The organism is Agromyces sp. Y782, assembly GCF_059445405.1.
In genome coordinates this window covers 137,452-154,414 of the sequence record NZ_JCAIUG010000001.1, presented here as the reverse complement: position 1 = coordinate 154,414, position 16,963 = coordinate 137,452, and the positions used below count along the sequence as shown (strand labels likewise).

Annotated in this window: 15 protein-coding genes; 9 read left to right on the top strand and 6 right to left on the bottom strand. The window is 67.9% G+C overall.

Annotation, left to right across the window (positions count from 1 at the left end; all coding sequences use genetic code 11):
• The first annotated feature begins 129 nt into the window (after positions 1 to 129).
• Positions 130 to 2,253 (top strand): DEAD/DEAH box helicase, encoded by a 2,124-nt coding sequence (locus AC1C2S_RS00740; protein ID WP_495350627.1) that lies wholly within the window; start codon positions 130 to 132, stop codon positions 2,251 to 2,253.
• A 20-nt stretch (positions 2,254 to 2,273) separates the two neighbouring features.
• Here AC1C2S_RS00740 and AC1C2S_RS00735 read toward each other — a convergent pair whose 3' ends face one another.
• Both AC1C2S_RS00735 and AC1C2S_RS00730 read right to left on the bottom strand, forming a co-directional pair.
• Positions 2,274 to 2,750, bottom strand: coding sequence for an SRPBCC family protein (locus tag AC1C2S_RS00735; protein ID WP_495350626.1), 477 nt, complete (start codon positions 2,748 to 2,750; stop codon positions 2,274 to 2,276).
• Positions 2,747 to 3,091, bottom strand: a complete 345-nt coding sequence (locus AC1C2S_RS00730) for an ArsR/SmtB family transcription factor (RefSeq protein WP_495350625.1) — start codon at positions 3,089 to 3,091, stop codon at positions 2,747 to 2,749. The genes AC1C2S_RS00735 and AC1C2S_RS00730 overlap by 4 nt, the downstream gene beginning before the upstream one ends.
• Positions 3,092 to 3,257: 166 nt before the next feature.
• Between AC1C2S_RS00730 and AC1C2S_RS00725 the strand changes: the two genes are divergently transcribed.
• From AC1C2S_RS00725 to AC1C2S_RS00690, 8 genes are all read left to right on the top strand, one after another.
• The gene (locus AC1C2S_RS00725) at positions 3,258 to 4,289 is read left to right on the top strand and encodes a 6-phosphofructokinase (RefSeq protein WP_495350624.1); all 1,032 of its coding nucleotides are present in this window, start codon (positions 3,258 to 3,260) and stop codon (positions 4,287 to 4,289) included.
• Between the two features lie 23 nt (positions 4,290 to 4,312).
• On the top strand, positions 4,313 to 4,795 hold the full coding sequence (locus AC1C2S_RS00720) for an 8-oxo-dGTP diphosphatase (protein ID WP_495350623.1): 483 nt from the start codon (positions 4,313 to 4,315) through the stop codon (positions 4,793 to 4,795).
• Between the two features lie 108 nt (positions 4,796 to 4,903).
• Complete coding sequence (locus tag AC1C2S_RS00715; RefSeq protein ID WP_495350622.1) at positions 4,904 to 6,082, top strand: inorganic phosphate transporter; 1,179 nt, start codon at positions 4,904 to 4,906, stop codon at positions 6,080 to 6,082.
• Positions 6,079 to 6,426, top strand: coding sequence for a peptidase (locus tag AC1C2S_RS00710; RefSeq protein ID WP_495350621.1), 348 nt, complete (start codon positions 6,079 to 6,081; stop codon positions 6,424 to 6,426). Before AC1C2S_RS00715 ends, AC1C2S_RS00710 begins: the two co-directional genes overlap by 4 nt.
• Before the next feature lie 55 nt (positions 6,427 to 6,481).
• On the top strand, positions 6,482 to 7,948 hold the full coding sequence (locus tag AC1C2S_RS00705) for an NCS2 family permease (RefSeq protein WP_495350620.1): 1,467 nt from the start codon (positions 6,482 to 6,484) through the stop codon (positions 7,946 to 7,948).
• A 276-nt stretch (positions 7,949 to 8,224) separates the two neighbouring features.
• Positions 8,225 to 8,542, top strand: a complete 318-nt coding sequence (locus tag AC1C2S_RS00700) for a DUF4190 domain-containing protein (protein WP_495350619.1) — start codon at positions 8,225 to 8,227, stop codon at positions 8,540 to 8,542.
• A 335-nt stretch (positions 8,543 to 8,877) separates the two neighbouring features.
• A complete protein-coding gene (locus AC1C2S_RS00695) occupies positions 8,878 to 12,057 on the top strand; it encodes a glycoside hydrolase family 3 C-terminal domain-containing protein (RefSeq protein ID WP_495350618.1) in 3,180 nt (1,059 codons plus the stop codon).
• Positions 12,058 to 12,240: 183 nt separating this feature from the next.
• Entirely contained in the window at positions 12,241 to 12,990 is a 750-nt protein-coding gene (locus AC1C2S_RS00690) for a glycoside hydrolase family 16 protein (protein WP_495350617.1), read from the top strand.
• Between the two features lie 138 nt (positions 12,991 to 13,128).
• Here AC1C2S_RS00690 and AC1C2S_RS00685 read toward each other — a convergent pair whose 3' ends face one another.
• The 4 genes from AC1C2S_RS00685 to AC1C2S_RS00670 are packed head-to-tail and all read right to left on the bottom strand — an operon-like array spanning position 13,129 to position 16,919.
• A complete protein-coding gene (locus AC1C2S_RS00685) occupies positions 13,129 to 13,890 on the bottom strand; it encodes a FadR/GntR family transcriptional regulator (RefSeq protein ID WP_495350616.1) in 762 nt (253 codons plus the stop codon).
• 29 nt (positions 13,891 to 13,919) lie between these two features.
• A complete protein-coding gene (locus tag AC1C2S_RS00680; protein WP_495350615.1) occupies positions 13,920 to 14,711 on the bottom strand; it encodes a 3-oxoacyl-ACP reductase in 792 nt (263 codons plus the stop codon).
• A gap of 40 nt (positions 14,712 to 14,751) precedes the next feature.
• Positions 14,752 to 16,122 carry an aldehyde dehydrogenase family protein gene (locus tag AC1C2S_RS00675; protein WP_495350614.1) on the bottom strand — a complete coding sequence of 457 codons (1,371 nt, stop codon included), beginning with the start codon at positions 16,120 to 16,122 and terminating at the stop codon, positions 14,752 to 14,754.
• Positions 16,119 to 16,919, bottom strand: a complete 801-nt coding sequence (locus AC1C2S_RS00670; RefSeq protein ID WP_495353168.1) for a gamma-glutamyl-gamma-aminobutyrate hydrolase family protein — start codon at positions 16,917 to 16,919, stop codon at positions 16,119 to 16,121. The genes AC1C2S_RS00675 and AC1C2S_RS00670 overlap by 4 nt, the downstream gene beginning before the upstream one ends.
• Positions 16,920 to 16,963: the final 44 nt, after the last annotated feature.

Below are 16,963 nucleotides of genomic sequence, written 5' to 3'. Positions count from 1 at the left end.
TGAGTTCGCGCGATGCTCGGTTCGGGATTCGCGCACCGCGAGCCACCGACCTGCTCGGTGCGACCAAGCGGTTCGATCATCGGATTTGTCGAGGGGCGTGCCGGATACGGCCCAAATACTGGAGGACCATTGGCCCAGACGAGGCAGCGACAGCGTACGCGTTCGCGTGACGATGACGCACCGATCATCCCGATCCTTGCGCGCAAGGTGCGCGAGGTCGAGCAGAAGGCCCAGAAGGGCAAACTCGGCCCGACCAACCGCACGAAATTCCAGGTGATCGCGCTCCTCATGCGCGAAGAGCGTGCCAGAGTCAAGGCCGACACCGAGGTGACCGATTCCGCGCGCGCTGAGCTGCTCAAACGGCTCGACGGCATCGCCCAGATCCTCGCGAAGACCGCGGCGCGCGACACGAGCCTCATCGCCTTGCTCGAACCCGATGCCTCGATCTCGACGGTCGCGCAGCGGTTCCGCCGCGACTGGCTGCTCGAATCGGGCGCTGAACTCTCGCCCGACGAGCTCATCATCACCCGTGAGCCCGAAGCCAGACCCGAGCTCAGCGAGAACCAGGTGATCCCGGCGTCCGTGCGGTCTCGTCAACTCGCGAACCCGTTCCTTCCGCCCGACTTCGCCAAGTCCGCCGCCGCGGCGGTGCCGGTGCGGCGGCTCGCGAACTGGGAACTGCTGGGTCCGTTGTTCAAGTCGTTCGAGGTGGGCTCCGGCGGCCAGGCCGCCACGATGGAACTGCCCGAGGCGCCGAAGGTCGACCGGCTCTCGCCGCGCGGCCTCGAGCTCATGAAGCACCAGGCGCGCTTCATCGAGAGCGCCCGCCAGGGGCACCGCACGTTCCTGCTCGCCGATGAGCCGGGCCTCGGCAAGACGGCGCAATCGGTGCTCGCGGCATCCGTCGCCGGTGCCTACCCGTTGCTCGCGATCGTGCCGAACGTCGTGAAGATGAACTGGGCTCGCGAGGTCGAGCGGTGGACGCCGCACCGCCGCGCGACGGTCATCCACGGCGACGGCGATACGCTCGACGCCTTCGCCGACGTCGTCGTCGTCAACTACGACGTGCTCGACCGGCACATGGCGTGGCTCTCGACGCTCGGGTTCAAGGGCATGGTCGTCGACGAGGCGCACTTCATCAAGAACCTGCAATCGCAGCGATCGAAGAACGTGCTCGCACTCGCCGAGCGCATCCGCCGCGCCGCGCCGGGCGGCGACCCGCTGCTGCTCGCCCTCACGGGCACGCCGCTCATCAACGACGTCGACGACTTCCGTGCCATCTGGAAGTTCCTCGGCTGGATCGAGGGCGACAAACCCTCGCCCGAGCTGCTCGGCAAGTTGGAGGAGACCGGGCTGACCCCGGCCGACCCCGGGTTCTACAGCGCTGCCCGCCGCGCCGTGATCGACCTCGGCATCGTGCGCCGCCGCAAGGTCGACGTCGCGGCCGACCTGCCTGCCAAACGCATCGCCGACCTGCCCGTCGAACTCGACGACGAACTCGGTCGCTCGGTGCGCGCGGCCGAGCGTGAGCTCGGCAATCGGCTCGCGGGTCGCTTCCGCGCCCTCGTCGAAGCACGGCACTTGCGCGTCGGCGACCTCGACGAGGAGCAGCGCGACCAGTTCATCCGCGCGGTCGCGAGCGCCGAGCTCGAAGAGTCGAAGTCGACCAAATCGGGCGAGAACGTCTTCACGATGGTGCGCCGCATCGGCCAGGCGAAGGCGGGCCTCGCGGCCGACTACGCCGCCCAGCTCGCGCGCTCGGTCGGCAAGGTCGTCTTCTTCGCAAAGCACATCGACGTGATGGACCAGGCCGAGGCGGCCTTCGCCGCCCGAGAACTCCGCACGGTGTCCCTCCGCGGCGATCAGACGGCCCTGCAACGCCAAGCCGCGATCGACGCGTTCAACAACGACCCGGAGATCGCCGTCGCCGTCTGCTCGCTCACAGCCGCAGGCGTCGGTGTGAACCTGCAGGCCGCGTCGAACGTCGTGCTCGCCGAGCTCAGCTGGACGGCAGCCGAACAGACCCAGGCGATCGACCGCGTGCACCGCATCGGGCAAGACGAGCCCGTCACCGCCTGGCGCATCATCGCGGCGCACACGATCGATGCCCGCATCGCCGAGCTCATCGACTCCAAGCAGGGGCTCGCCGCCCGTGCTCTCGACGGCAGCGACGTCGAGCCCGGCTCAGCCGACTCGGTGCAGCTGGACGCCCTGCAGCACCTGCTGCGGCAGGCGCTCGACGGCGCGTTGTAGCACCGGACGGCCTCCTCGGGTCAGGCGCGCGACTCGACGAGTTCGGCGAGCTGTCGGGTGACGGTGCCCCAGCCGTCGTGGAATCCGAGCTGTTCGTGCTGGTCGCGGTCGGCGATGTTGCGGTGCATCGCGGTGGCGGTGTACTCGGTGCCGTCCGGGTGATCTTTGACGTTGATGACGGCGGTCACGAATGACGCCTCCGCGGGGCGCCAGCCGGCAACGAGCGCGTCGGTGTAGACGATGCGCTCGAGTTCGTCGACGGCGAGGAAGCAGCCGGTGATGTGCGGGCCGAATGCGATGCCGTCTTGGCTGAGCTCGGTTCGGAAGGCCCCGCCGGGTCGCAAGTCCATCTGCCGTACGCGACAGACCTCTGGCGCGGGAACCCACCACTGCTCGAAACTCGCGGGGTCGGTCCAGGCGTTCCAGACGGCGGAGCGCGGGGCGCGGATGATTCGGGTGACGGTCAGGTCGAGTTCGGGGCGAGCGGAGTCGGTCATTCGGCGGTTTCCTTGTCGTGAGTGGTGGTGACGAAGTGCTCGAGCCGGTCGGTGCGGCCTTCCCAGAGGCTTCGCTGTTCGCTGAGCCAGGTCTCGATCACATCGAACGAGGTCCTCTCGAGGGCGCAGGTTCGCACACGGCCGGTCTTGCGCGTGCTGACCCAGCCCGTCTTCTCGAGGTAGTGAATGTGCTTCATGAACGACGGCAGGGCCATGTCGAACGGCGCTGCCAGCTCGCCGATGCTCGCCGGTCCCGTGCCGAGACGACCAAGCACAGCGCGCCGGGTCGGGTCGGCAAGGGCCTGGAATGCCCCATCGAGTGCGGATGAATACTGAGCCATGTGGCTAAGTTACATCGAGCGAACACCGAGCGCAACACCCGGGAATCGCTCCCGCTCGGTGCCTCCGGCCCGGCCACGGGAGTCGAGGTTCGCTAGACTTCCGGAGTCGTGCCCCGATGAAGTGGCTCCCGCGACGCTTCCCCCACTGCAAGGAGTCCCACGAGCCATGAAGATCGGCATCCTCACGTCGGGCGGCGATTGCCCCGGCCTCAACTCGGTCATCCGCGGTGCGGTGCTGAAGGGCGTCATCTCGCACGAGGCCGAGTTCGTCGGATTCCGCTGGGGCTGGAAGGGCGTCGTCGAAGCCGACATCATGCCGATCACCCGGCACGACGTGCGCGGTCTCGCGAAGCAGGGCGGCACGATCCTCGGCTCGAGCCGCACCAACCCGTTCGAGGGAGAGGGCGGGGGGCCCGAGAACATCCAGCGGATGCTCGACGAGCACGGCATCGACGCGATCATCGCGATCGGCGGCGAGGGCACGCTCACTGCCGCTCGCCGCCTCCACGACGAGGGCGGCATCAACGTCGTCGGCGTACCGAAGACGATCGACAACGACCTCGCCGCCACCGACTACTCCTTCGGCTTCGACACGGCCGTCGAGATCGCCACCGAGGCGATCGACCGCCTGCGCACGACCGCCGACTCGCACGGCCGCTGCATGGTGCTCGAGGTCATGGGCCGCCACGTCGGCTGGATCGCCCTGCACTCCGGCATGGCCGGCGGCGCCCACGCGATCCTCATTCCCGAGCAGCCGCGGTCGATCGAGCAGATCTGCGAGTGGGTCGAATCGGTGCGCGACCGCGGCCGGGCTCCGCTCGTCGTCGTGGCCGAGGGATTCACACTGCCCGGCATGAACGAGGCGCACTCGCACAAGGGGCTCGACGCGTTCAACCGGCCGCGCCTCGGCGGCATCTCGGAGCAGCTCGCCCCCATGATCGAAGAGCGCACCGGCATCGAGTCCCGGGCGACGGTGCTCGGCCACATCCAGCGCGGCGGAGCCCCTTCAGCGTACGACCGGGTGCTCGCGACCCGGCTCGGCATGGCCGCCGTCGAAGCCGTCTACGACCGCGCATGGGGTTCGATGGTCACGCTTCGCGGCACCGACATCAAGACCGTCTCGATCGCCGATGCGGTCGGCAGCCTCAACCGGGTTCCGCAGTCCCGGTACGACGAGGCGAAGATCCTCTTCGGCTGATCCCTCGAGCTCAGGAACCAGCAATGCCACTGCCCCAGGTCTGCGTCTGCTACCTCTTGCGCGAGCACGAGGGGCGGGTCGAAGTGCTCCTGGGGCGAAAGAAGGTCGGGCTCGGCCAGGGCTACTACGTTGCGCCCGGCGGCAAGCTCGAGCCGGGCGAGTCGGCAACGGATGCCGCGGTGCGCGAGGTGTTCGAAGAATCCGGCCTCGTCGTGGCTGCCGCCGACCTCGAGCCGCGCGGCGCGCTCAGCTACTTCTTCCCGCATCGCGAAGCATGGAGTCAGGTCTCGAATGTCTTCGTGTGCCGCCGATGGGAGGGTGTGCCTGCGGCATCCGACGAACTCGACCCAGAATGGTTCGATGTGCAGCAGATCCCCCTCGAACAGATGTGGGACGACGCCCGCCGATGGCTGCCGGGCGTGCTCGCCGGCGGTCAAGTGCGGCGCAGCTTCGTGTTCGGGGACGACCTCGCGACCGTGGTGGAGGAGCAGAGTCCCGTCGCGTAGTATCGACGAGTGCACGGCGAATGCCGACTCTGCAAGGCACGTCCCCTGAACATCTGGTGAAATCCATCCCGAAGGCGTGGGCATCACCGATCCCAGAGAAAGACGCCGGTGGATCTCACCCTCATCGTCGTGCTGGTCATCGCACTGGCGCTCTTCTTCGATTTCACCAACGGTTTTCACGACACGGCCAACGCCATGGCCACTCCGATCGCGACAGGTGCGCTGAAGCCGAAAGTCGCGGTCGGCCTCGCCGCCATCCTGAACCTCGTCGGCGCATTCCTCTCGACAGAGGTGGCCAAGACCATCTCGGGCGGCATCATCAAAGAGGGCGACGGGGGAGTACTGATCACCCCCGAGCTCATCTTCGCGGGGCTGATCGGCGCAATCGTGTGGAACATGGTCACCTGGCTGCTCGGCCTGCCGTCATCATCGAGCCACGCCCTCTTCGGCGGCCTGATCGGCGCGGCGCTCGTCGGGTTCGGTTTCGGCGCGATCGACTTCGGCGTCGTGCTGTCGAAGGTCATCCTGCCCGCGCTGCTGGCGCCGCTCACCGCCGGGCTCATCGCCTACACCGCGACGAAACTCGCCTACGCCATCACGCGCCGCTACGACGGCAAGCCCGACGGTCGCGACCGATTCCGCCACGCGCAGGTCTTCTCCTCCTCGCTCGTCGCGCTCGCGCACGGCACCAATGACGCGCAGAAGACGATGGGTGTCATCACGCTGACCCTCGTCGCAGCCGGTCTGCAGCCGGCCGGCGCAGACGTGCAGCTGTGGGTCATCGTCACGTGCGCCATCGCGATCGCGCTCGGCACCTATATGGGCGGATGGCGCATCATCAAGACCCTCGGCACCGGCCTCACCGACGTGAAGCCTGCGCAGGGCTTCGCGGCCGAGACGGCCACCGCCGCGACGATCCTCGCATCGAGCCACGTCGGATTCGCGCTGTCGACCACGCAGGTCGCATCGGGCTCTGTGATCGGCTCCGGGCTCGGTCGCCGCGGCTCGAAGGTGCGCTGGCGCACGGCCGGTCGCATCGGTGTGGGATGGCTCCTGACCCTGCCCGCTGCAGGAGGCGTCGGCGCGCTCGCCGCGGTCGTCGCCCACCTCGGCGTCATCGGCATCATCATCGACACGGTCGTCGGCGTCATCGTCATCGCCACGATCTTCGTCTGGTCGCGCCGCAACGAGGTCTCCCACCACAACGTGGTGAGCGAGGTTGCGCACTCGGGCCGCGCCGTCAAGATCAAGCGCAACCCCAAGCCGAAGAAGAAGGTGAAGCCGTGATCGACTGGTTCGCGTTCCTTCTCGTCTTCGTCTCCGCGATGATCGGCACCGTCGTCGTGGTCGCCGCTTACTCGCTCGGAGTCCGGCTCCTCACGATCTCTGGGCGCACGCCCATCGTGACGCCGGCCGAGTTCACCGACGCGATCACCGTGGTGACGCCCGCCGAGATCCGCCAAGCTGAGAAGCGGGCGGCCAAGGCGGCGAAGAAGAGCCCGTTGAGCGAGGGGCAGAAACGTGCCGCGCTCGTCGGTGCGTGGGCGTGTTTCGCTCTGAGCGGCCTCGCCGTGATCTTCGGTCTCTACTTGATCGTGGGCGAGCACGTCATCAAGCTGTTCACGAGCTGAACAATTCCAGTCCACCCGTCGCGCCGCACGCGCGTCCCTCATCGAAGGTTCCCGGATGACCACTGAAACGACCCCTGAGACGGCCCAGCAGAGCGAGAGGCCGTCCCACCCCATCGATCGATTCTTCGAGATCACCAAGCGCGGCTCCACCGTCGCGACCGAGGTGCGCGGCGGCATCGTCACCTTCGTGACGATGGCTTACATCGTGATCCTCAACCCGATCATCCTGTCGGCCGGCGTCGACGTCGACGGAAACCAGCTCGGGTTCGCACAGGTCTCGGCGGTCACGGGCCTCACGGCCGGCGTCATGACGATCCTCTTCGGCCTCGTCGCGCGGCTGCCGTTCGGCTTCGCCGCGGGGCTCGGCATCAACTCGTTCCTCGCAGTCTCGGTCGTCGGTCAGGTCACCTGGCCCGAGGCGATGGGTCTCGTGGTCATCAACGGCCTCGTCATCGTGCTGCTCGCCGCGACAGGCCTCCGCCGCCTGATCTTCGACGCCGTGCCGATCCAGCTGAAGCTCGCGATCACCGTCGGTATCGGCCTCTTCATCGCGTTCATCGGCTTCGTGAACGCCGGCTTCGTCACCGCAACTGGTGCTTCTTCGCCGCCCGTCGGCCTCGGCATCGCCGGTTCCGTCGCGACGGTGCCGACCCTCGTCTTCATCTTCACCCTGCTGCTCACGGGCATCCTCGTGGCACGCAAGGTCAAAGGCGGCATCCTCATCGGCCTCGTCTCGGGCACCGTGCTCGCGGTCGTCGTCGAGGCGGTCTGGAACATCGGGCCGATGTTCGCCGGCGAGGAGTTCAACGCGGGCGGCTGGAGCCTCTCGGTACCCGAGCTCAGCGGCTCGATCGTGAGCCTGCCCGACCTCTCGCTCGTCGGTCAGGTCTCGTTCGGCAGCTTCGAACGCATCGGCGTGCTCGCCGCCGTGATGCTCGTCTTCACGCTCGTCTTCACGAACTTCTTCGACGCCATGGGCACGATGACGGGCCTTTCGAAAGAGGCTCAGCTCGCCGACGCGAAGGGCGACTTCCCGCGCCTGAAGTCCGCGCTGATCGTCGAGGGCGTCGGCGCCGTCGCGGGCGGATACGCCTCAGCGTCGTCGAACACGGTCTTCATCGAGTCGGGTGCAGGCATCGGCGAGGGTGCGCGCACCGGCCTCGCGAACATCGTGACGGGTCTGCTGTTCCTCGCCGCGATGTTCTTCACGCCGCTCGTCTCGATCGTTCCGACCGAGGTCGCCTCCGCTGCGCTCGTCATCGTGGGAGCGCTCATGATGGCGCAGATCAGGTACATCGATTTCTCGGAGTTCTCGGTGCTCCTGCCGGTGTTCCTCGCGGTCACCGTCATGCCGCTCACCTATTCGATCGCGAACGGCATCGGCGCGGGCTTCATCGCCTGGGTCGTCGTGCGCTCGCTGTCGGGCAAGGCGCGCGAGATCAGCCCGCTGCTCTGGATCGTCGCGGCCGGCTTCCTCATCTACTTCGCCCGCGGTCCGGTCGAGGCGCTCCTGGGAGCCTGAACCGCAGGCTGAGACGTGGATGCCTCGTGCCCGATCGGCCACGAGGCATCCAAGTTCGAGCGCCCGATCAGATCGAACGGTCGGTCATCGGGGCGCTGCCGGGGAATGCGACGCTCGCGATGACGACCGCCGCGAGCGCGATGAGCGCGCCGCGAGGGGTATCCGCCCGGCACGGAGTCGTGCACGCCCGCCTCGGGTTCGGGGGGATAGCCCGATACCGCGTGCACCGGGGCATCCGTAGCGTTGAAGCACACCCACGAACAGGAGATACACACCATGACCACCGTCACCGACACCGCAACCCAGGCGCCGTTCGCGGAGCCGAACCCCTATGCTGCGCCGGCCGCGGAGACGCGCGGGTTCAGCATCTCGAGCCTCGTGCTCGGCCTCGTCTCGATCTTCGCGAGCTACACCTTCTTCGTGCCGGCGATCGGCCTCGTGCTCGGCATCCTCGCGCTGAAGCGCGAGCCCGCGGCTCGCACCATGGCCATCTGGGGCATCGTGCTGAACTCCGTCATGCTCGCCGGCGCCGTCATCGCGACCCTCGGCTTCCTCGTCTTCGGACTTGCGATGCTGCCCTTCGCATTCCTCTGAGCTCGCCGCCTGCGCTGGTCGAGTAGCGACGAAAGAGCGTCTCGAGACCCGGTTGCGCGATCTCGATACGCTCGCTGGCGCTCGCTACTCGATCAACGGGTGCGGGCTTCGCTGGGGCGCTACTCGATCGATGGTGAGCGGTTGGTATTAGCACCATCGAGCATGAGCCGCAAGGGGCTATCGGGACAGCCGGTTGCGCCGTAGCGTCGCAGGCTACTCACGCTCCCGATCTCGCCGGGGATTTCGACGTCGCCTTCGGCTGAGCGCGGTATACATCCGGCCGTCGATGAGGACCGATCGGGCTTTCGCGGCGACCCTCGACAGAGGGAAATGCGATGAGAAACACGCGAGTACGTTCGGCATCCATCGGCGCGGCAGTCTTGACCGCGGTCTTCATGATCGGGTCGACGGTCACGCCGGTCGCCGCCGCCGAAGAGCCGTGGATGGACACGTCCCTCTCGGCGGACGAGCGGGCGCAGCTGCTCGTCGATGTCCTCACCCTCGAGGAGAAGGTGACGCTCCTCATCCAGTCCGGCGGACCGGGTCTGCCGCAATACGGCGTTCCACCGATCCGAGGGAAGGACGGATGCTGCGGTGTCGCGGTGACCGACACCGAGTCGACTGCACTGCCCGTCGGCATCGCCCTCGCGTCGACGTTCGATCTCGAGGCGGCAGAAGCCTACGGCGCAGTCGCCGGCGAGGAAGCGCGGGCATTCGGCTACAACGGGCTCGCCGGACCCACGATGGACTTGCTGGTCACGCCCCTCAACGGGCGGATGTGGGAGGCCTTCGGCGAGGACCCGCTCGTCAGTGGCGGGATGGCGGCGGCGCAGGCCGCGGGTAGCCAGAGCGAAGACATCTCCGTCATCGTCAAGCACTACAACCTCAACAACCAGGAGACCCGTCGCGGCCACGTCGACGCCGTCATCGAGGAGCGACCGCTGCAAGAGGTGTACACCCGACCGTGGGAGACCCTCGTGCGCGACGCCGATCCGGGCGCCATCATGTGCGCGTTCAACAAGGTCAACGGCGAGTACTCCTGTGGGAACGACGAGCTCCTGAACGGCATCCTCAAGACCCAGCTCGGCTTCGCCGGGTACGTCTCCTCGGACTTCAACGCCGCGCATTCGTTCGCCGACTATGAAGCGGGCATGGACGTGCCGGGGCCCGGCTACGAGTACTCCTCGGACAACCTGATCGCCGCCGTGCAGAGCGGACTCGTCTCCGAGGAGCGGGTGACGGATGCCGCGCGCCGGGTGCTCCGGACCTTCTTCGCGGTGGGCATCATCGACGATCCGCCGCCCGGTTCGTTCGAGGATCCCCAGCCGGCATCCACGCCGCTCGACGCGGCCACCATCACCGAGCACGACGCCGTCGCCGAGGCCATCTCTGACACCTCGGCTGTGCTGCTGCGCAACGACGGCACGCTGCCGCTTGCCGATGAAACGGGGTCTCTCGCCGTGATCGGAGCCGACGCGGACTGGTACATCGACGGCGGCGGCAGCGGCGCGATCCAGCGGCCGGCAGAGCTGACCACGATCCTCGACGGCATCACCGACCGCGCCGCAGGTGACGTGACCTACCAGCGCGGCACCGATGCGGTCTCGCTCGCCGACACACTGCCGGGCCCTGTGCCGGTTCCCTCGTCGGTGCTCCGGCCCTCGAGCGGCGCCGACGAGGACGGGCTGACCGCGTTCTACTTCAACGGACTCGGGTTCCCGGGGGAGCCGACCCTGATTCGAACCGAACCGCAGGTGAACTACCGCACCGGCATCTCGAATGACACGATCAACACCTCTCAAGTGCCGAGCCCCGGCGTCCAGTATGCCGTTCAGCCGATCTCGGTCGTGTGGAGCGGCACGTTGACCGCGCCCGCCACCGGTTCGTACGAGCTGTCGCTCAGCCACCTCGGCACGGCCAAACTGCTCGTCGACGGTCAGACCCTCATCGACGACTATGGAACGACGTACGGTACCGACGCCGCGACGATCGATCTCGTCGAGGGGCAGGAGTACTTCGTCGAGGTCAGTTACGAGACGGACGTCCCGGATCAGTTCAACGGCGGGCTCAACGATCAGCCGGGGGCGATGGTGCGCTTCGGCTGGGTGCCGCCGGTCGGCGTGCTCAACCCGACCATCGATGAGGCTGTCGCCGCCGCTGCAGACGCCGACGTCGCGGTGGTCGTTGCGCGCGACTACACCGGCGAGGCCGCCGACCGCGGTTACCTGGTGCTGCCGCAGAACCAGGACGCGCTCATCGAGGCGGTGGCCGCCGTCAACGACAACACGGTCGTGGTGCTCGCCACCAGCGGTCCGGTCGCCATGCCGTGGATCGACGATGTCTCAGCGGTGCTCGAGGCGTGGTACCCGGGTCAAGCCCAGGGACGCTCCGTCGCCGGACTGCTCTTCGGTGACGTCAACCCCTCCGGAAAGCTGCCCGTGACGTTCCCCGTGGATGATGCACAGGTCACCGCGGTCGGTGGCCCCTACCAGCATCCGTTCGATCAGGTCACGCAGATCTACCCGACCACGGTGTACGACGAGGGCATCTACGTCGGATACAAGGCGTATGTCGAGAAGGACGCCACGCCGCTGTTCCCCTTCGGGCACGGCTTGTCCTACACGACGTTCGAGTACGGTTCCGCCGTCGAGGCGGCCCCCGTGGATCCGGATTCGGACGAGCAGGTCGCCACGACGGCGACCGTCACGGTCACGAACACCGGAAGCGTCGCAGGCACCGAGGTGGTCCAGGCGTACGTCGGGAACCTCCCGACGGACGTCGAGACGGTCGATCTTGCACTGGCGGGCTTCACCCGAGTGACGCTCGATCCCGGCGAGAGCGCGGAGGTCGCCATCCCGATCGACCGACGTTCCCTGCAGTACTGGGATGTCGCGACCGATTCCTGGGTGACGCCCTCCGGTTCCGTGCCGCTGTACGTCGGCGGCTCCTCGGCGGACACCCCCGCCACGGGAACCATCACCGTCGGGCAGCCGGACGTCACTCCGCCGACCGTATCGGTGACGGCGGATCCGGCGACGCCGAACGGCGACAACGGCTGGTACACCGAGCCCGTCACGTTGACCTTTGCAGCGACGGACGAGACCGATCCGGCGCCGGTCGTCGAGGTGAGCGTCAACGGAGGCGAGTACGCCGTGCAAGACGGTCCGCTCGTGCTCGATGCCGACGGTGTCTACACGGTCGGCGCGCGGGCGACGGATGCCGCGGGCAACGTGTCGGAGGTCGTCACCACCGAGATCAAGATCGACCGAACGCCACCCACCGTAACGGCGGAGCGGACTCGATTCAGGTTCCTCACCCAGCTGACGGCGACAGACGAGATCTCAGGGGTGGCGAGCATCGAGTATCGCTACCAGATCCATATCGGCAAGCGCACGATCGTCAGCCCATGGCAGAACTACCGGGGAGTGGTCTTGACGGGGACATCGCGATTCGTGCTCGAGTACCGCGCAATCGATAACGCCGGCAACGTCAGCCCGATCGGAAGGGCCGGATAGGGCTCGGCGATCGGCCTCAGAGAAGGAATCGTGTTCGTGGGTTCCTCCGCACCGCGAGCGAGTCGGTGCGGAGGAACCGTCTCTCGACGAACAGTGCTTGCCATGGGAGGGGTGGCGGGGCTGGCGGCGGCGATCTCCGCATGCACGCCCCAGTCCGCTCCGAACAGTGCATCACCACGTGCCATGAGCGCGTCTCCGACGCCAGGGTGGAATGTGGTGTGGGAGGACGACTTCTCGGCTGGCCTGAATTCCGAAGTGTGGACGCCTGAGGACTTCGGCGGCAATCGTGACCTGAACGAGCAGCAGTTCAACGATCCGAGAATGGTCGCGATCGAGGGTGGCAACCTCGTGCTGCACGCCCGTCAGGAGGAGATGGACGGGTATCCCTTCATCGCCGGGAGCATCTCCTCGAAAGGCAAAGTCACTGTCGGACCCTATGGTCGCCTCACCACTCGTCAACTCCTCGGGCCAGGACAGGGCGTGGGGTTCGGCGTGTGCCTCTACGGTGCCGACATCGATTCCGTGGGCTGGCCCGCGTGCGGCGAGATCGACGCCACGGAGATCGCGCTGGGTCGCCCTACGGCGCCGTTCGCCTCCCTTCACGGCCCGGGCTATTCCGGCGAGTCACCGATTTCGACCACTGGTACCGTGCCCTCGCTCGTCGATCGGTGGGCGGAGCATGTACTCGAGTGGGAGCCAGGTCGTATCACCTGGGCGATCGACGGGCAGGTGTACCACGTCGCCGAGGCGACTGACTCGCGCGCCCAGGGTGGTTGGCCCTTCGACCAACCGTTCTTCATCACGATCGTGATGACGGTCGGCTCCTTCCTCTCCGGTCCGGTCGATCTGAACACGTGGCCACACGACGAATCCGGCGCACCCGAGACGTACGCGGCCGTACAGTTCGTTCGGTTCGAGCAGCGGTTCGAGTAGCGACGAAGTTGGGTGATCTCGATACGCGATCAGCGGGTGTGGGGTGCGTTGGTCGAGTAGCGACGAAGGAGCGTATCGAGACCCGGTTGCGCGATCTCGATACGTTCGCTGGCGCTCGCTACTCGATCAGCGGTTCACTCACGCATAGAAGCCGCGCAGCAACGCTTCTGTGCCCTCGAGGTGTTCGGCCATGGCGCTCGCCGCTTCTTCGGGGCTGCCCCGGAGGATCGCTCCGACGATCGCTCGGTGCTGCTCGTTCGAATGCGCGATGTTCGGCGCGAGCAGCGGGATGCCGTCGAGGAGCTCGTTGACCCGCATGCGCACATCGGCGACGAGCGGGATGACGCTCGGCGAGCCGAGCACCTCGGCGATCAGCAGGTGCAGACGGGAGTCGGCCATGCGGTACTGCTCGCCGGTGGCCGACCGGCACTCCTCATAGGCCTGCCACAGTCGCTCGCGATCGTTGCCCGTGAGTTCGCTCTCGGCGGCCCGGTACGCGGCGCCGACCTCGATCATCGACCGCAACGCGAGGGTGTCCTCGAGTCTGCCCGCGGCGACGAGGGGATCGTCAGCGGTGCCGGCCGTCGCGGGCAATGCCGCCGGAAGTTCGTCGGAGACGAACGTGCCGCCGTAGCGCCCGCGGCGGGCAATGACCCATCCTGCGTCCGCGAGGGAGGCGATCGCCTCGCGGAGCGTGTCGCGGCTGACCTCGAGCATGCTCGCAAGCTCGCGCTCGGCGGGCAGGCGCTCGCCCGGGCCGATGAGACCGAGCCGGATCGATTGCAGCAACCGCTGCACCGTCTCCTCGAATGCGTTGGCGGGGCGCGCCGGAGTGAGCAGGAGCCCGGCGCTCAGCACCTCGGTGGGTTCCGCCTGCTCGTCGTCCGCTCCGTCGGTCATATCTCGAGCCCGTCGGTCATGTCTCGAGCCTAGAGCGGCGTGACGTACGCCGAGCTGATGCCGCCGTCGACGAGGAACGTCGAGCCGGTGATGAACGAGGCGTCGTCGCTCGCGAGGAACGCGACGGCCGCCGCGAGCTCCTCGGGCTCGGCGAAACGGCCGACGGGGATGTGCACGAGTCGGCGCTGCGCACGCTCGGCGTCCTTCGCGAAGAGCTCCTGCAGGAGCGGCGTATTCACCGGGCCGGGGCACAGCGCGTTCACGCGGATGCCCTGCCGAGCGAACTGCACGCCGAGCTCGCGGCTCAACGCGAGCACGCCGCCCTTCGATGCGGTGTACGAGATCTGCGAGGTCGCCGAGCCGAGCACCGCGACGAACGACGCCGTGTTGATGATCGAGCCGCGGCCCTGCGCGACCATGTGCCGCAGCGCTGCGCGCGAGCACAGGTAGACCGACTTCAGGTTGACGTCTTGCACCTTCTGCCAGGCGGGCAGTTCGGTCGTCTCGATCGAGTCGTCGTCGGGCGGGGAGATGCCGGCGTTGTTGAACGCGATGTCGACCGACCCGTATACCCGCGCGGACTCGTCGAAGAGATGGTTCACCTGATCCTCGTCGGTCACGTCGACCTCGATGAAGAGTCCGCCGACGAGTTCGGCGGCGGCCGCTCCGGCCGTGGCATCCGTGTCGCCGATGACGACCGTCGCGCCCTCGGCGGCGAACCGCTTCGCGGTTGCGAGCCCGATGCCCGATGCGCCGCCCGTGATGACGGCGGTGCGGCCGGCGAGGCGCCGGCTGAGGTCGATGCGAGGGAGGTCGGTCATGGTGCTCCTGTCGTAGGGCTCGGGGTCTCGATACGCTGCGCTACTCGACCGGCGGAGAGTCGACGGCGAGGAAGACGTTCTTGGTCTCGGTGAAGGCGAGCGGTGCATCGGGTCCGAGCTCGCGACCGAGGCCCGATTGCTTGAAGCCGCCGAACGGCGTCGAGTAGCGCACCGAGGAGTGGGAGTTCACCGAGAGGTTGCCGGACTCGACCGCGCGGGCGACGCGGATGCCGCGGCTCAGGTCGCGGGTCCAGATCGAGCCCGAGAGGCCGTACTCGCTCGCATTCGCGAATCGTACGGCGTCGTCTTCGTCGTCGAACGGGAACACCGAGACGACGGGGCCGAAGATCTCCTCGCGTGCGGTGCGAGCATCACGCGACGGGGTGAGCACCGTCGGTGGGAACCAGTAGCCGGGGCCGGTCGGCGCGGCGGCGCGGAAGGCGAGCTCCGAGTCATCCGGCACGAATGAGCGCACCCGATCGAGGTGTGCGGCCGCGACCAGCGGGCCCATCTCGGTCGTCTCGTCGGCGGGGTCGCCGACCCGTACTCCGGCGACGGCCGGCTCCAGCAGCTCCATGAACCGCTCGTACACGCTGCGTTCGACGAGGATGCGGCTCCGGGCGCAGCAGTCCTGACCGGCGTTCTCGAAGACGCCGTAGGGCGCTGTGGCTGCTGCACGCTCGAGGTCGGCGTCGGCGAAGACGATGTTCGCGCTCTTGCCGCCGAGTTCGAGGGTCACGCGTTTCACCTGGTCAGCGCACCCCGCCATGATGTGCTTGCCGACTTCGGTCGAGCCCGTGAAGACGATCTTGCGCACGACCTCGTTGGTGACGAAGCGCTCGCCGACGACCGAACCCTTGCCGGGGATCACCTGGAAGAGCCCGTCGGGCAGGCCTGCCTCGAGGCCGAGCTCGGCGAGGCGCAGGCTCGTCAGCGGCGTCCACTCCGCAGGCTTCAGCACGACGGCGTTGCCGGCGGCGAGCGCCGGGGCGAAACCCCACGAGGCGATCGTCATCGGAAAGTTCCACGGGGTGATCACGCCGACGACGCCGAGCGGCTCTTGGAACGTGACGTCAAGGCCGCCGGCCACCGGAATCTGCCGGCCGAAGAGGCGTTCGGGTGAGGCCGAGAAGTACTCGAGCACGTCGCGCACGTGACCTGCCTCCCACCGAGCCTGGGTGATCGGATGTCCCGAATTGCGCACCTCGATCGACGCGAGTTCTTCGACCGCGCCGTCGACGGCATCGGCGAACCGTCGGACCAGTCTGGCCCGGTCGACGGGTGCGAGTCGAGCCCAGTCGGCCTGGGCTGTGGCGGCGCGCGCGATCGCGGCATCCGTCTCGTCGATCGATGCGGCGGCGACCACGGTCACGACGCTCTCATCGGCGGGGTTGATGATCGTGTGCGTCACGAGGACGTCCTCTCGGCGTCGGTGCGGAACCCGGCGGTGCGGGCGGCGTGATGTTCGCGGGCGGCGCGATGTTCGCGGGCGGCATCGACGAGTCCGGCGAAGAGACGGCCGTCAGCCGCGTTCTCTTCGGGATGCCATTGCACGGCGATGCCGAACGGCACGGTCTCGAGTTCCACAGCCTCGATCACGCCGTCGCCCGTGCGCGCGGTGACCCGCAGGCCGGGCGCCACCTCATCGAGTGCCTGGTGGTGGTAGACGTGGATCGGCAGGGGAACAGCCGCGTCGCCGAGCAGTGCCGCGAGCTGGGAGTCGGGTTCGACGGATGCCTCGGTCTCGCCGAACTGCGCGGGGGCCGGTTGGTACGCATCGCTGCCGACCACGTCGGGCAGGTGCTGCACGAGCGTGCCACCGAGGGCGACGTTGAGCATCTGCGCCCCGCGGCAGATGCCGAGGAAGGGCAGCTCGAGGTCGATCGCCGCCGTCAGGAGGTGGTGCTCCCAGTCGTCGCGGTCGGTGCGCGGCGCGCCGGTGCGTCGGTGCGGCGCCTGGCCGTAGCGCGTGGGGTCGACGTCGGCGCCGCCCGAGACGATGAGCCCGTCGAGCGTGCCGAGCACGGTTCGTGCGATCTCGTCAGTCGCCGGCTGCGGCGGGAGCAGTACGGCGATGCCTCCGGCGTCGGTCACGGCGTCGATGTAGACCTTCGGCAGGAACGACGCGCGCACGTCCCAGACACCGGTCTGCGCCTGCTCGAGATACGTGGTGACGCCGATAACCGGTACGGATGCCGCGGCCCCCACCGCGGCATCCGCACCGTTCCCCGTGTCCCCCCGGGTCGTGGCGC